The sequence below is a fragment of the Pseudoalteromonas sp. SR43-2 genome (assembly GCF_014163885.1).
Taxonomy (GTDB): Bacteria; Pseudomonadota; Gammaproteobacteria; order Enterobacterales; family Alteromonadaceae; genus Pseudoalteromonas; species Pseudoalteromonas distincta.
This window is the reverse complement of sequence record NZ_JACJED010000019.1, coordinates 87,554-102,423: the sequence shown is the minus strand read 5'-3', so window position 1 is coordinate 102,423 and position 14,870 is coordinate 87,554. Positions and strand designations below refer to the sequence as shown.

General features: G+C 40.4%; 14 protein-coding genes. 10 read left to right on the top strand and 4 right to left on the bottom strand.

The window, feature by feature from the left end; all coding sequences use genetic code 11:
- Positions 1 to 211: 211 nt before the first annotated feature.
- The 3 genes from H5120_RS15595 to H5120_RS15585 form a co-directional block, all read right to left on the bottom strand.
- Positions 212 to 541, bottom strand: coding sequence for a hypothetical protein (locus tag H5120_RS15595; protein WP_182672376.1), 330 nt, complete (start codon positions 539 to 541; stop codon positions 212 to 214).
- A 68-nt stretch (positions 542 to 609) separates the two neighbouring features.
- Entirely contained in the window at positions 610 to 1,311 is a 702-nt protein-coding gene (gene tsaB, locus H5120_RS15590) for a tRNA (adenosine(37)-N6)-threonylcarbamoyltransferase complex dimerization subunit type 1 TsaB (RefSeq protein WP_182672377.1), read from the bottom strand.
- A 9-nt stretch (positions 1,312 to 1,320) separates the two neighbouring features.
- Positions 1,321 to 3,237 carry an ATP-dependent DNA helicase gene (locus H5120_RS15585; RefSeq protein WP_182675452.1) on the bottom strand — a complete coding sequence of 639 codons (1,917 nt, stop codon included), beginning with the start codon at positions 3,235 to 3,237 and terminating at the stop codon, positions 1,321 to 1,323.
- 331 nt (positions 3,238 to 3,568) lie between these two features.
- On the opposite strand from H5120_RS15585, the gene H5120_RS15580 reads away from it, so the two are divergent.
- Positions 3,569 to 4,852, top strand: a complete 1,284-nt coding sequence (locus tag H5120_RS15580; protein ID WP_182675451.1) for a sodium:proton antiporter — start codon at positions 3,569 to 3,571, stop codon at positions 4,850 to 4,852.
- A gap of 283 nt (positions 4,853 to 5,135) precedes the next feature.
- Positions 5,136 to 6,992 (top strand): cytochrome c/FTR1 family iron permease, encoded by a 1,857-nt coding sequence (locus H5120_RS15575; RefSeq protein ID WP_182675454.1) that lies wholly within the window; start codon positions 5,136 to 5,138, stop codon positions 6,990 to 6,992.
- Between the two features lie 111 nt (positions 6,993 to 7,103).
- On the opposite strand, the gene H5120_RS15570 is transcribed toward H5120_RS15575, so the two are convergent.
- Positions 7,104 to 7,340, bottom strand: coding sequence for a hypothetical protein (locus H5120_RS15570; protein ID WP_149603697.1), 237 nt, complete (start codon positions 7,338 to 7,340; stop codon positions 7,104 to 7,106).
- A gap of 419 nt (positions 7,341 to 7,759) precedes the next feature.
- On the opposite strand from H5120_RS15570, the gene hisG reads away from it, so the two are divergent.
- The 8 genes from hisG to hisIE are packed head-to-tail and all read left to right on the top strand — an operon-like array spanning position 7,760 to position 14,844.
- Positions 7,760 to 8,659, top strand: coding sequence for an ATP phosphoribosyltransferase (hisG, locus tag H5120_RS15565; RefSeq protein ID WP_002960257.1), 900 nt, complete (start codon positions 7,760 to 7,762; stop codon positions 8,657 to 8,659).
- A gap of 5 nt (positions 8,660 to 8,664) precedes the next feature.
- Positions 8,665 to 9,966: a histidinol dehydrogenase gene (gene hisD / locus H5120_RS15560; protein WP_182675450.1), complete on the top strand. Its 1,302-nt coding sequence runs from the start codon at positions 8,665 to 8,667 to the stop codon at positions 9,964 to 9,966.
- Positions 9,956 to 11,065: a histidinol-phosphate transaminase gene (hisC, locus tag H5120_RS15555; RefSeq protein WP_182675449.1), complete on the top strand. Its 1,110-nt coding sequence runs from the start codon at positions 9,956 to 9,958 to the stop codon at positions 11,063 to 11,065. Before hisD ends, hisC begins: the two co-directional genes overlap by 11 nt.
- Complete coding sequence (gene hisB / locus H5120_RS15550; RefSeq protein WP_008138596.1) at positions 11,062 to 12,123, top strand: bifunctional histidinol-phosphatase/imidazoleglycerol-phosphate dehydratase HisB; 1,062 nt, start codon at positions 11,062 to 11,064, stop codon at positions 12,121 to 12,123. The genes hisC and hisB overlap by 4 nt, the downstream gene beginning before the upstream one ends.
- Positions 12,120 to 12,710: an imidazole glycerol phosphate synthase subunit HisH gene (gene hisH, locus H5120_RS15545; RefSeq protein ID WP_002960265.1), complete on the top strand. Its 591-nt coding sequence runs from the start codon at positions 12,120 to 12,122 to the stop codon at positions 12,708 to 12,710. Before hisB ends, hisH begins: the two co-directional genes overlap by 4 nt.
- A gap of 33 nt (positions 12,711 to 12,743) precedes the next feature.
- Positions 12,744 to 13,478 carry a 1-(5-phosphoribosyl)-5-[(5-phosphoribosylamino)methylideneamino] imidazole-4-carboxamide isomerase gene (locus tag H5120_RS15540; protein WP_182675448.1) on the top strand — a complete coding sequence of 245 codons (735 nt, stop codon included), beginning with the start codon at positions 12,744 to 12,746 and terminating at the stop codon, positions 13,476 to 13,478.
- On the top strand, positions 13,460 to 14,239 hold the full coding sequence (gene hisF, locus H5120_RS15535; protein ID WP_182675447.1) for an imidazole glycerol phosphate synthase subunit HisF: 780 nt from the start codon (positions 13,460 to 13,462) through the stop codon (positions 14,237 to 14,239). The genes H5120_RS15540 and hisF overlap by 19 nt, the downstream gene beginning before the upstream one ends.
- Entirely contained in the window at positions 14,230 to 14,844 is a 615-nt protein-coding gene (hisIE, locus tag H5120_RS15530) for a bifunctional phosphoribosyl-AMP cyclohydrolase/phosphoribosyl-ATP diphosphatase HisIE (RefSeq protein ID WP_182675446.1), read from the top strand. The genes hisF and hisIE overlap by 10 nt, the downstream gene beginning before the upstream one ends.
- Positions 14,845 to 14,870: the final 26 nt, after the last annotated feature.

Genomic DNA, 14,870 nt, shown 5'->3' with positions numbered 1-14,870 from the left:
TACAGCGTCGACAACTTGTAATTTAAAGCCTAATGAATAATCTCGTTGTGTTCGTTTGATCGGTGTATTATTTGACTTGGTCATAATAAGTCCTATATGTGTAAACATATTTCAGGACGAGACATGGTTTTGAACACAAAAAGCCCGAACACATGTTCGGGCTTTTTATTAAATCTTATAGCTATATTCAAGTAAAGCGCGGTAATGCACTTTAAGCGTATATATCAACGCCTATTAAATTTTGTACTTCTGCTCTGCGTTCTAAATTAGCAAATTCAGTATAAGTAGAAATCGCTTTGCTTACTTGAGCTGTCGGTTGGTCGTAAATTGTTTGGCTGTATTCATTGCTTTTAGCACTGCTTTTAAACAGCTGATTAGCCAGTTCAACACCCTCGACACTGCTTTTTACATAATCGGTATTCGTTTTTTTAGCAGCCGGTTGGTCTAATAAGCCCTGTGGTTTATTAGTAACAACTTTGGTAGAGCTAACCCTACCCGGAATATCTCCGGTAAAAAAACCTGAACCAATAGGCAGCGTCATTACGCGTCTCCAACCTTAATAATGCATAAAATTATGATTTAAAAACAACCAATTTGCAAATAATATGATTACTCACGTCCTGGTAGCTTTTTCCACGTTACCGTATCGCGCACATATTTAGGTTGAGCGTCACTCGCTTTTACAACGTCACCCGCTAAAAACGCGGCTTCAACATGCGCTAACATATAACGTGCATCAGGCAATGTAATATCAGTATTAATTGTCACGTTTTCAAAGTCATTAAGCGCATCAGGATAGGTTTTAAAACCTGTGCCCACTGCTACAGATGGCTCAGTGGTTGCTATATACTCATTGTTTAGTAAATCAGGTTTTATAACGCATTCTTGGTTAACTAAAAGCATTAGATTATTTTGCGCTTGGTAATGTGCAAAGTATATCTCACCCATACGCGCATCTATACTTGGATAAACACTCAGGCTGCCATTTTGTTCAAATGTTTGTTGAGCCATAGTTGCCAGTGTAGACACACCAACAAGCGGCAAATTAGTTGAATACGCTAAACCTTGCGCTATAGCAACACTAATACGTACACCGGTGAAACTACCTGGCCCTTGGCCAAAACCAATTACGTCTAAATCTTTTAATTTACAGTTTGCTTTAGTTAACAGTTCATCCACAAGTGGAAGTATTTTTTGGCTGTGCTGCTGCGGACACTCTTCAAAATGATGAAACGTTTGGCCCTGGTAATGTAAAACAATTGAAAGTGCTTCAGTTGAAGCATCAAGGGCAAGGATATTACTTTTGATCATTTTAGTACTCTAATTAATTTGTTTTAAAAATGTATTGGCATCTTCTAAGCTTCGCGTGCGGCGCATCGGTGGTAAGCTTTTCAAAAATACTTGGCCATATTGGCGTGTAACTAAGCGATTATCGCATATTACAAGTACGCCTTTGTCTTTACTATCTCGAATTAAACGCCCTACACCTTGCTTTAGCGCAATAACAGCCTGCGGTAATTGTATGTGTGAAAAAGGGTCTTTTCCCTGCATTTGGCAATCTTGCATTTTAGCTTGTAGCAATGGATCGTCAGGGGCTGCAAATGGCAATTTGTCTATAATAACACAGCTTAATGTACTGCCGCGTACATCAACACCTTCCCAAAAAGAAGCCGTGCCGAGTAATACCGCATTACCATGGCGAGTAAATTTCTCTAAAATTATACGCTTAGACATTTGCCCTTGCATATAAACTGGGTAGTCTATTTGTGTAGTTAGCCCTTCGGCCACTAAGTGCATCATTCGATAGCTAGTAAATAACACAAAACAACGCCCTTGTGCTGATTTTATAAGCTCAAGCGTTAGTTTTACAATTGCATGTGGCATATTATCAGCGTGCGATTCGGGTAAGTAGCGAGGTAAACACAGCAGCGCCTGATTAGGGTAATCAAATGGGCTATCTACCATCATACTTTGTTTTGGTTTCAAACCTAGGCTTGCATTAAAATGCTCTAGTTTGTTATCAACCGAAAGTGTGGCAGAAGTGAATACAAATCCTGCGCCCGTGTCTTGCATCATTTGAGCAAACTTAGCTGATACATTCAATGGCGTTATATTAATTGTTAAATAACGGCGCGTTGTTTCATACCAATAACTAAAGCCGGTTTGGGCTGTATCAAAAACCCGCTCTAACTGCCCTTTAAACGCAAGTGCACGTTCAAATGGATGCTCAATTTTGTCGCTTCTATCTATGCAAAGTTTAAGTACTTGGTAAACAAAATCTAAATCACTGATCACACGATGGAGCGCCGCGCAAATTTGTTTATCGCTTAGTTTTTCTCGCCAATCGCCACGGCTGCCATCAACACCAAATTGTAAACGTAAATCAGCAACGCTTGTCTCAAGCTTGTTTAAGCTTTTACCAAGTTGCAGCATATCGGGAATTTCAGCTCTATAAATAGCACGTAAATCATTAATTAAATCTACCAACTTTTTAGTGCTAACACTTTCACCAAAGTAATCGCTGGCAATTTCGCTTAACTGATGGGCTTCATCAAATATATAAGCATCAGCTTTTGGCATAAGTTCAGCAAAGCCACTTTCTTTTACAGCCATATCAGCAAAAAACAAATGGTGATTAATTACAACCACATCGGCATCGGCCGCAGTTAAACGTGCTTTGCGTATATAACAGCTTTGAAAATCTGGACAGTCTTTACCTAAACAATTATCGGCTGTTGAATTTACATAAGGCAGTACTTTGGCATCATCTTCTATACCTATACAATCAGCTAAATCGCCCGATTGTGTTTCGCTTGCAAACTTAGCTACCATAGCTAGTTGATGCATTACGTCAGAGTCGTCAGTAGGTACATGTGCAACATGTTGATTAAGTCGGTAGGTGCATAGGTAATTGGCGCGCCCTTTTAATAAGGCGGTTTTTTTTGAAGCACTTAAAGCTTTAACTAGTTGCGGTAAATCTCGGTGATAAAGCTGCTCTTGTAGAGCTTTAGAACCTGTTGATATTATCGTGCGCCCTTTTGACTTAAGTGCAGGGGCTAAATATGCAAATGTTTTACCCGTACCCGTGCCTGCTTCAACAACTAATTGCGAACTGTTTTTTAATGCATCCGCAACAGCTACTGCCATATCAATTTGTGGTTGTCGAGGCGTATACCCATCTAAAGATAACGCTAAAGGCCCGGTTGCACTAAACAGCTGTTTGATAATACCAATCACTTTAAAATAAATAATAGCGGGATTTTACGTAAGCAAAGCATTAAGGGCAAGTAATTACAAAACCCACTTTTACTTTACGAATTAATACGCACTTTAATAGTGAGATTAATCATTCGATTTTACAATACACTGTGTATTTATAACGTGCATTTAATTTAATAATGACAATATTTACAAAGCCTAATTTTCTATTAACTCTTACTAAAAATAATCCGTATTAAAAGCTATATTTAGGCATAAAAACTGTGACTCTGAAATATTACAGGAGTACCATACGCGGGTTTATAATCCTCTTTTTCGTGTGTCGTTAAAAAAATAGTAAGGTTAGCCAATGAATGCTTGGTATCTCATTTGTTTTCTCTCTGCCATTGCAATTTTTATTGCTTTTGCAAACCAATATATCCTCAAAATGCAAACTACAATTGCCATTACTACAGGCTCAGTTGTTATTTCTTTATTATTGATTTTTGCCGTTAAATTATTAGGCGATCAAAATGCGTTAGCCATGACCCAAATTGTTTCCAGTATTAACTTTAACGAGTTATTACTCAAAGGTATGCTCGGATTTTTACTTTATGCTGGCGCATTGGAAATTAACCTTATGGCGCTTCGTAAACAGCGCTGGGAAATAACCGCACTAGTGCTATTTTCTACTATTGCTTCCACTTTTATAGTTGGTTATTTAAGTTTTTATCTATTTGCCTTATTTGGCTTTGATGTACCGTTTATATACTGTTTATTATTTGGCGCGCTTATTAGCCCAACCGACCCTATTGCTGTACTTGCTATTATTAAACAAATGCGAGCGCCAGAAGGAATCTCAGTTCAAGTAGAAGGTGAGTCGCTATTTAACGACGGTATTGGTTTAGTAATATTTACGACCATTTTTTCGGTTGCTTTTTATGGCACCGATGCACAATTTGGCGATATAGCAGAACTCTTTTTTGTAGACGCCCTAGGCGGCATTGCGTTTGGTTTGGTTATTGCTTTGGTTGGCCACTTTTTAATTATTAACAGCCGCGATGTAAACATTCGCTTATTGATAACCTTAACTATTCCTACCGCAGGTTTTGCTGCTGCAAATATTTGGGAAATATCAGGCGCACTTGCCATGGTAACAAGCGGCATATTAATGGGTAACATTACTCGTACTAAAGCAACTGAGCGCACGGGGCCTGAAGACACTCGTTACGTAAAAGATTTTTGGCATGCAACCGATAGCTTTTTAAATGCCCTACTGTTTTTAATAATAGGTATGCTTATAGTGACGATGCCAATCACGCTTGGTGAAATTGGCTTAGGCTTACTAATGGTACCTGCAGTATTACTAGCACGCTTTATTAGCGTAGGCGCACCCTTTGTTATCTTTAAACGCTTTAGAAGTTACGATAAACACAGTGTTAAAATTTTAACCTGGGGTGGGCTACGCGGTGGTCTTGCACTGGCAATGGCGGCAGCAATCCCACGCGAGCAAGTTTTTGTAGGCGGCTCTGACCTACATAACCTAATCGTTATTGTTACCTACGTTGTGGTTATATTTTCTATTATTGTACAAGGCTTAACTATTTCGCCGCTTATTCAAAGCAGCATTAAGTCAGCTGAGCAAGCAAAGTAATAAATGCTTTGTGAGCAATCAACTCAGTAACCAAGTTATTATATAAATCACTTGGTTACTGTTACTCACGTGTTACAAAAACACTTTAAAGTTTTATAAATTGTTATCCTTTTTATTTATCTTCTTTGTTTAAATTAATCCGCTTGAAATGCAAATGAAAACAATTATAATTTTGGCTTTTCCTCTGTAGGGCTTTTCAATGTCCAAAAATAATTCTCACGTGTTTTTAAATTTGGTCTCTCTGGGCAAACGACAATTTCATTGTTTTTTTGTGCTTTTTATAATGGCTATGGCAAGCTTTAATGTGTCGGCCTCACCTAATGAGCAAACAAAAATAAAACAAATTGCACAGCTTGCAGAGTATGTAGGTGTAGATTACGTGGCAGCTGTTGGAAATGGTGAAATACTAGACCCTGACGAATATCAAGAAATGACTGAATTTTCGCACGTCATTATTGAGCAAGCTGGACAGCTATCAAGCCAAACCAATGAGTTTGATACAGTAAAGGCACAAGCTAAAGCACTGCATACAGCGATTGCTAATAAAGCGAGTGTTGCAAATGTACGTGCAGCAAGCTCAGCGCTTCGTGAGTCGCTGCTTACCTTTATGCCACAACTATCATTACCTACATCGCTGCTTCCGGTTGAGCAAACTAAAGCGCTTTTTGCTACTAACTGCTCAATGTGTCACGGCCCTAGTGGTCAAGGCGACGGCCCGCTTGCAAAAAATTTATCGCCAGAGCCTACCAACTTTACCGATGAAGAACGCGCAACAAACCGCTCATTAATGGGGTTATTTGACGCTGTAAGTAACGGCATTGACGACACGCCTATGGTTGCTTTTACCCAATTTAATGAACAACAACGATGGTCTTTAGCTTTTTATGTAGGTAGCTTGGCATTTAAAGATGTTCAAAAACCACAAAATGTAGAACAAAACATTACCGCTTCGCAGATTGTAAACCTAAACCCTGCACAATTATCGGTAGGTCAAAGTGAAGCACAAGCACATTACGTTAAATGGCTTCGTGGTAATCCAGAGCAATTATTTAGCGCTAAAAAAAATCCGATAACAGTTACTCGCACGCAGTTACTTGCAGCGCAAGCTGCGCATGCTAAAGGCAATTACTCACAAGCAAGTGATTTAGCAATTAGCGCATACTTAGATGGCTTTGAGCTTGTTGAAAACAACTTAAATGCCTACGACGAAACACTGCGTAAAAACATCGAAGTACAACTGATGAACCTACGCCAAATATTCAAAAACGAAAAAGATACAGCCGTCGTTGCCGAAAAAGTAAATGCCGCACTAACACAACTCGCTAAAGCAGATAGCATGCTAAACGAAACCAAGCTAACTGATGGCGCTCTACTTTCTGCTAGTTTAATAATATTACTGCGAGAAGGCTTAGAGGCACTCTTAGTTATTATTGCCCTTATGACTGTGCTTATTAAAACGAAACGTCAAGATGCGCTTAAATACGTACATGTTGGCTGGGTAACAGCACTTATTGCCGGTGGCTTAACATGGGCTGCTGCGCAAACATTAATAGAAATAAGTGGTGCAAGTCGCGAAGTTATGGAAGGTGCTGGTGCATTGTTTGCCGCTGTAATCTTACTGTATGTTGGCGTATGGATGCACAGTAAAACAAGTGCGCAACAATGGCAAAAATATATAAAAGACAATATAAATAAGCGTCTTGAGTCGGGAACACTTTGGGGATTAGCGGGGCTTTCTTTTATTGCCGTGTACCGAGAAGTATTCGAAACCGTATTGTTTTATCAGTCTTTATTAACGCAAAGCTCGCCTGCTCAATATTCATCTATTGCATCGGGTTTTGCGATAGCTGTAGCAATACTGGCTATTATTACGTGGGTATTAATTAAGTACTCAATTAAATTACCGGTTGCTAAGTTTTTTGCAATTACCACTTACCTATTATTCGCACTCTCGTTTGTGCTTATGGGCAAAGCCGTTATTGCATTACAAGAGGCCGATATAATAGGTATTGCCCCGCTACCAATGAGCTTTGAAATAGCATGGCTTGGTATTAAGTCAACATGGCAAGGTATTGTAGCTCAGGTATGCGTGTTCGCTATATTTAGCTTTTATATATTTAAAAGCAAAAACCAATACTAATGCCTATCTGCTTAAGAGTTTAAGCTAATTGGCATAAGCAAAATACATAGTAAAAAGGCCCGCAAGGGCCTTTTTAGTTAATTGCTTATGTATTTAGTAAAATTGGTATTATCAAGCCCATGTATCTAAATGGGAGTTTTCGTCATCATCTACGTTAGACTTTTTTTTACTATTTTGGTCGTCAAGCATATTGAGCTTTTTCTTTTTTTGTAACTCACGCCTTTTTTTATTCTCTAGCTCCACTTTTTCAGCGGCCGATCCACTTTGCACACCCGCAATATGAAAAGCACTTTTTGACTCAACTTCTAGCCTGGTTATTCTTCCTAAGTAAGGAATCATGATATCCATACACACTTCCTTAGTTTACTGTTAAATTATCTAAACGCTTGGTTTGGCTAATAAACAAACAAATATATGCAAAAATTGCACTTTCCTTCTTAATATTATCGACAGTTATAAGATATGCTTTAATTAAGCTAAAAAAAACTTGCCATAATATCGCTGTTTATGTTTTTATGAATGCGAAATTTATTTAAACAGATAACAACTGAACGTTACTATAACAACGAGCAGTTACATAGGATAAAAAATGCGCTTAAACCTGACAACAGTACATCATCACCACCATTCACCGGAATAACCTGTCAGGTCTTTCGCTGAGAGGTTATTCCTAAAAGGAACCTCTGGCGATTCAAAAAACATTGATTCATTTTCGCCCTGAGGTTCCCCTCGGGGTTTTTAGTTTTTAAATTAAAGGAAAATGAATAATGAGTAACACAAATCGTCTACGTATCGCCATCCAAAAAGGCGGCCGCCTATCTAAAGATTGTCAAGATCTGTTAAAACAGTTAGGTGTTAAACTTAACCTTCGTGAACAACGCTTAATTGCACACTCAACTAATATGCCAATTGACGTACTACGTGTGCGCGATGACGATATTCCTGGTTTAGTAATGGACGGTGTATGTGATTTAGGTATTGTTGGCGAAAACGTACTAGTAGAAGTTCAAGCAGAACGTGAACGCCAAGGTGTTCCAAGCGAAGTAAACAAACTTTCAAAACTAGATTTTGGTTACTGTCGTCTTGCTCTTGCATGGCCACAAGAGCTAGGCGCTCGCGATAAGAGCTGGTTTGAAGGTAAACGTATTGCAACTACCTACCCAGAAATTTTAACTCAGTGGTTAAAGCGCGAAGGCATCAACGCAAGTACAGTAATGCTTACTGGCTCTGTTGAAGTAGCACCACGTGCAGGTTTATCTGATGCAATTTGTGATTTAGTATCTACTGGCGCAACACTTGAAGCTAACGGCTTAATTCAAGGTGATACAATTTTAGAATCAAACGCATGTTTAATTCAAAATAAAGATCTGCAAGACGCTGACAAACTAGCACTAATCAATAAGCTTATGCCGCGCCTACGTGGTGTTAGACAAGCTAAAGAAAGCAAATACATCATGCTACACGCACCAAAAAACAAACTTGATGAAATTTGTGAAATTTTACCTGGTTCTGGTCAACCGACTCTACTTGCCCTTGCGGGTAATGAAGAATACGTAGCACTGCACATGGTAAGCAGCGAAACATTATTTTGGGAAACAATGGAGCAGTTAAAAGCCCTAGGCGCTAACTCTATTTTAGTTATGCCAATTGAAAAAATGATGGAGTAAGTACCATGCTTCGTTGGAATGAGGAATCTTCACAAGTACAAGCAGCGGCGCTAATGCGCCCTGCAGTTTCTGTAAGCGCAAAGGTTGAAGCAATATGCAAAACAATTTTAGCTAATGTAAAAGAGCAAGGCGATGAGGCCTTACTTAGCATGGCCAAAGAGTTTGATAATAGAGCTAACCCACGTTTGCGCGTACCGCTAGATGAAATTAACGCATCTGAGCAAGCACTAAGTGCTGAGCTTAAATACGCAATTGACACCGCTTATGTAAATGTTAAACGTTTTCACGAAGCGCAGTTGCCAAAAGATATTAAATTATCAACCCAACCAGGCGTTGTATGTGAACTGAAATATCAAGCCATCGAAGCAGTCGGTATATATGTACCCGGTGGCAGTGCTCCACTGCCATCGTCGGTTATTATGCAAGGTGTATTAGCACAGTTAAGCGGCGCTAAAACCGTTGTACTTGCTACGCCGGTACAGGGTGATAAAGCAATTAACCCTGCTATTTTATATGCAGCTAAGTTATGTGGCATTAGTACTTTGATAGAAAGTGGTGGCGCAGGCGCAATTGCAGCAATGGCTTATGGCACCGAATCAGTTCCTAAAGTAAACAAAATTTTTGGCCCAGGTAATAGCTTCGTAACAATGGCTAAACAGCTCGTTGCGCAAACTATCCCAGGTATGGCAATTGATATGCCAGCAGGTCCTTCTGAAGTATTAGTTATTGCAGATGAACGTGCAAACCCAGAATTTATAGCCGCCGACTTACTCTCACAAGCAGAGCACGGCGCAGACTCGCAAGTTATTTTACTATGTAACAGCGAAAGTATTATAGAACAAACTCAGCAGGCACTTACACGCCAGTTAGCTAATTTGAGCCGCAAAGAAACAGCCGAGCAAGCGCTCACTAATTCTTCACTTATTTTGGTTGATTCAATTGAGCAAGCATTTGACGTATCGGCGCAATACGGCCCAGAGCACTTAATTTTACAACTAGGCGATGCAACACCTTACCTAGACAAAGTTAAAAATGCAGGCTCAGTATTTGTAGGTGACTACACACCAGAATCTGCAGGCGATTACGCATCGGGTACTAACCACGTGTTACCAACATATGGTTATAGTGCAACTTACTCGAGTTTAAACTTGCTTGATTTTTTCCGTACATACACAGTGCAAACAATTACTAAAAGTGGTTTAACGCAGCTTTCAAAAGCAATTTTACCACTTGCAGATGCAGAAGGCCTTGATGCCCACGCTAATGCGGTTTCAATTCGTTTAGAGGCAATTAAAAATGAGCAATGAGAGCGCACAAGCGTCTAGCTTATTACCTAAAAATATTGCAGTCCTTGCTGCATACAGCTCTGCAAAAAGTGAAAAGCTAACCGGTACTACGTGGCTAAATGCTAACGAAAGCCCGTATGCTAAAAATCTTGAACTGAGTATTGAGGATTTAAATCGCTATCCCGACCCACAACCGCAACTGGTTATTGACAGGTATGCAGCTTATACAGAGCTTGAAAGCGAAAATGTATTAATGACGCGCGGCGCAGATGAAGGCATTGAGCTTTTAGTGCGCACATACTGTGAGCCAGCTAAAGATAGTATTGCGCTATTTTTACCAACCTACGGTATGTACAAAGTTACCGCCGATACACACAACGTTGGTATTAACGCGCTTACACAAGAATTATTATTAAATGGCAGTGCTGACGAAATAGTTGCAGCTGTTGGCAGCTCAAAACTGGTATTTATTTGTAACCCAAATAATCCAACGGGCAGCCTAACGCCACTTGATAAAGTGAAAGCGATTGCAACAGCACTTGCAGGTAAAGCATTAGTTATTGTTGACGAAGCCTATATAGAATTTTGCCCAGAGCAAAGCGCGACTAAACTTATTAATGAGTTTAGTAATGTGGTGGTTCTGCGCACGCTTTCTAAAGCCTTTGCGCTAGCGGGGCTCAGAACGGGCTTTACGCTTGCACAAGCAGCAACACTAGCACCAATTCGTAAAGTCATTGCGCCGTATCCGGTATCTGGTGTTGTAGCAAGTATTGCAGCGCAAGCAATTGCACCCGATGCAATTACATCAATGCGCCGCCAAGTTACTATTTTAAATAGCTTAAAAGTTAAGTTGGTAGATTGGCTAAACGCCTCCCCTGCTGCATTAAAAATTCTCACTGGTGAAGGTAACTTTGTTACTTTAAAATTAGCCGATAAAAACTACTTTAAAATTGCACTTGAGCAAGGTTTGGTTATGCGCGCTTTTACACTATACGGTGAAGACGACTGGCTACGAATTTCAATTGGTAGTGAGCAAGAACTTGAACAAGTAAAAATTTGGTTAGATGGCTTACAAACGCCGGCTACCGCAGCATCTTTAGCAGGAAACGAAGTATCATGAGTAACCCCTATTTATTTATAGACCGCGACGGCACTATTATTGAAGAGCCAATTACCGACAAACAGGTAGATAGCCTTGAAAAGCTAGCATTTTTACCTGGTGTTATTCCTGCGTTATTACAATTACAAGCCGCAGGTTACCGTTTAGTAATGGTGTCTAACCAAGATGGTTTAGGCACAGATAGCTTTCCTACTGCTGATTTTGACATAGCACAAGACAAAATGATGGACATAATGCAAAGCCAAGGCATTAGCTTTGACGAAGTATTAATTTGCCCACACTTTGATGAGCAAAACTGTGATTGCCGTAAACCTAAAACGGGCTTACTTACCGAGCTTATGCGCTCTGGCAAAGTAGACTTAGCGCGCTCTTTTGTTATTGGCGATCGCCAGACCGATATTGGCCTTGCTCAAAACTTATGTTGTGAAGGTATTTTATACGACGGCGATTGGAGTGCGATAGTGACAAAATTGACTACCGCAAACCGCGAAGGTCGTGTTACACGCAACACTAAAGAAACCCAAATTGATGTAGCCATAAACTTAGATCAAACTAAAAATGGCAGCATAGACACCGGACTTGGCTTTTTTGATCACATGCTTGATCAAATTCGCACCCACGCAAACATTGGTTTAAACATTAAAGCCAAAGGCGATTTACACATAGACGAGCACCACCTTGTTGAAGACATTGGTATTGCTCTTGGTGTCGCACTTAAACAAGCCCTTGGCACTAAATCGCAAATTGCACGCTATGGTTTTGCGCTCCCTATGGACGAGTGTAAAGCTGAAGCACAAATTGATTTATCGGGCCGTGCATCATTTGTATTAAACGCTAACTTTAGCCGCGAAAAAGCAGGCGACTTAGACGTGCAAATGGTTGAGCACTTTTTCAAAAGCTTAAGTGATAATGCCGCTATTAGCCTTATTTTATCAGTAAGCGACGGTAACTGTCATCACCAAGTAGAAGGCTTATTTAAAGCGTTTTCACGCGCACTTCGTATGGCCGTAGCACAAGACACGACCCAACAAACAGCCAGCTCTAAGGGATGTTTATGATTGCCATAATTAATACCGGTTGTGCCAATATAAATTCAGTGCGCTTTGCGTTTGAACGCTTAGGTCAAACGCCAACAGTAATTACTTCACCAGAGCAATTAGCGGGTTTTGAGCGCGCTATATTGCCAGGTGTAGGTCACGCGTCGGTTGCTATGAAACGCCTAGTAGATAACGGCTGGCAACAAGCTATAAATGAATACCAGCGCCCGCTTATGGGTATTTGTTTAGGTATGCAGTTACTGTGCGAAAGCACCGAAGAAGGTAACGTACAGTGCCTAGGTAAAATACCAGGGCAAGTAAAAGCGCTTGATGTAGGCAATTTAACGTCGCCGCATATGGGTTGGAATAACTTAAGCGTTAACAAAGAGCATGCATTAACTAAGGGGCTGACGCTTGATGAGCAAGTGTATTTTGTTCACAGCTTTGCGCACACCGTAAACGACGCCACACTAGTGAGCGGCGAATATGGTCAAACCTTTTCAGCCATTGTTGCTAAAGACAATTACGCAGGCATGCAATTTCACCCAGAGCGCAGCGCAAAAGTTGGCGCACGTTTATTACAAAATTTTGTTGATTGGCAGTTGTAAGCTGCCCATTAACTAACAAAAAAGAGATTATTTGTGATTATTCCAGCATTAGACGTTTTACAAAATCAAATTGTGCGCTTGTACCAAGGTAAATACGATACAGCACAGTTTTACCCTTTCGAACTTGGCGCGCGTTTAAAAGAATACGCCGACAGCGGCGCAGGTAAACTTCACCTTGTTGATTTAGAAGGTGCACGCGATCCAAATAAAAAACAGTGGAAACATATTCAAGCTGCGACCAAAGCACTTAACGTACCGTACCAAGTGGGCGGGGGTATTCGCTCAGAGCAAGATGTAAGTGATTGGCTTAAAGCTGGTGCAAACCAAGTTGTTATTGGTTCAATGGCAGTAGAAAAACGCGAACAAGTAAAAGCCTGGATTGAGCAATTTGGCGCAGAGCATTTTGTAATTGCTCTTGATGTAAATAAAACAGCCACGGGCTGGGCACCAGCAACGCACGGGTGGTTAAGTGAATCTGAATTTGGTTTACTTGAGCTGGTAGATTTTTATGTAAGCTTAGGTGTTATTGATTTTTTATGTACGGACATCAGTAAAGATGGCACTATGACAGGTCCATCGTTTGAGCTTTACGAAGATTTAACTCGCCACAACAGCACAATCAAAGTGCAAGCTTCAGGTGGCGTAAGCTCACTAGATGACATTAAAAAGCTTAAAGAGCTTGGTGTGGGCGGCGTTATTTTAGGTAAATCATTGCTTGATGGCGCATTTAGCGTTGAGGAGGCACTGGCATGTTATCAAAACGCATAATTCCGTGTTTAGACGTTAAAGACGGCCAAGTAGTTAAAGGCGTTAAGTTTAAAGGCCATGAAATAGTTGGCGATATTTTAACAATGGCTAAAGCCTATAGCGAAGCTGGCGCCGATGAACTGGTTTTTTACGAAATCAGCGCAAGCGTTGAAAAACGCCTACTTGATGTGAATTGGGTAGAGAGCATTGCACGTAATATCGATATTCCATTTTGTGTAGCGGGCGGTATTAAATCAGTGGCTGATGCAGCGCGTGTACTTGAGCGCGGTGCTGATAAAATAAGCATTAACAGCCCTGCTATTGCGCGTCCTGAACTTATTAAAGAATTACACGATGAGTTTGGTAAGCAATGTGTTGTAGTCGGCATTGACAGCTTTTTTGATGAAATTACCGGCGAGTATTTAGTTTACCAATTAACTGGCGATCCTAATGCATCAAGCCGTACGCGCTATAAAACACAAGAATGGGTTAAACGCGTACAAGACCTAGGCGCAGGCGAAATTGTATTAAACTGTATGAACCAAGATGGCGTTCGTAACGGTTACGACAACGAGCAACTAAGTAAAATTCGCGAGCTGTGTGACATTCCTTTAATCGCCTCTGGCGGTGCGGGTAGTATGCAAGATTTTGTTGATGTATTTAAACAAAGCAAAGTAGATGGTGCATTAGCTGCCAGCGTTTTTCATAAAAATGTGATTAACATTGGCGAACTAAAACAATTTTTAATAGATAACCAAGTGGCAGCAAGATTATGCAAGTAACACAACAAAACCAAGCTCAAGTAGATTTCGCTAAAAGTGACATGATCCCTGCTATTATTCAAGATGCCCGCTCGGGTGTTATTTTAATGCAAGGCTTTATGAACAGCGAAGCACTCGCTGTTACGCTTGATACTAATAAGGTAACGTTTTACTCGCGTTCAAAATCGCGTTTATGGACTAAAGGCGAGTCATCAGAAAACTACTTAAACGTAGTATCTGTGCATACCGATTGTGACTACGATTCAATTTTAGTCCTTGCTAACCCAGAAGGCCCAACGTGCCACTTAGGCACACAAAGCTGCTTTGGCGATGATGCAAAACCAAGCCTGAGCTTTTTAGCACAGTTAGAAGATGTGATTGTTGCGCGTAAAAATGACGACCCTGAAAAAAGCTACACAGCGTCATTATTTGCAAAAGACTTAAGCCGTAGTTGTCAAAAAGTAGGTGAAGAAGGCGTAGAAGTTGCCCTTGCCGCTATGAAACACGATAACGATGAGCTAACAAACGAGTCTGCTGATTTAATTTATCACCTGACAGTATTGCTACAACGCCAAGGCTTAGCCCTTGAAGATGTAGTTAAATGCTTGCAAGGTCGCCATAAATAGCATTAGTTGCGACTAACAAAGAGGCT

What these genes read in the sequence shown, in the direction of transcription:
- H5120_RS15595 (WP_182672376.1), bottom strand. Translation starts at nt 541, where the DNA reads ATGACGCTGCCTATTGGTTCAGGTTTTTTTACCGGAGATATTCCGGGT.
- tsaB (WP_182672377.1), bottom strand. Translation starts at nt 1,311, where the DNA reads ATGATCAAAAGTAATATCCTTGCCCTTGATGCTTCAACTGAAGCACTT.
- H5120_RS15580 (WP_182675451.1), top strand. Translation starts at nt 3,569, where the DNA reads ATGAATGCTTGGTATCTCATTTGTTTTCTCTCTGCCATTGCAATTTTT.
- H5120_RS15575 (WP_182675454.1), top strand. Translation starts at nt 5,136, where the DNA reads ATGGCTATGGCAAGCTTTAATGTGTCGGCCTCACCTAATGAGCAAACA.
- H5120_RS15570 (WP_149603697.1), bottom strand. Translation starts at nt 7,340, where the DNA reads ATGGATATCATGATTCCTTACTTAGGAAGAATAACCAGGCTAGAAGTT.
- hisG (WP_002960257.1), top strand. Translation starts at nt 7,760, where the DNA reads ATGAGTAACACAAATCGTCTACGTATCGCCATCCAAAAAGGCGGCCGC.
- hisD (WP_182675450.1), top strand. Translation starts at nt 8,665, where the DNA reads ATGCTTCGTTGGAATGAGGAATCTTCACAAGTACAAGCAGCGGCGCTA.
- hisC (WP_182675449.1), top strand. Translation starts at nt 9,956, where the DNA reads ATGAGCAATGAGAGCGCACAAGCGTCTAGCTTATTACCTAAAAATATT.
- hisB (WP_008138596.1), top strand. Translation starts at nt 11,062, where the DNA reads ATGAGTAACCCCTATTTATTTATAGACCGCGACGGCACTATTATTGAA.
- hisH (WP_002960265.1), top strand. Translation starts at nt 12,120, where the DNA reads ATGATTGCCATAATTAATACCGGTTGTGCCAATATAAATTCAGTGCGC.
- hisF (WP_182675447.1), top strand. Translation starts at nt 13,460, where the DNA reads ATGTTATCAAAACGCATAATTCCGTGTTTAGACGTTAAAGACGGCCAA.
- hisIE (WP_182675446.1), top strand. Translation starts at nt 14,230, where the DNA reads ATGCAAGTAACACAACAAAACCAAGCTCAAGTAGATTTCGCTAAAAGT.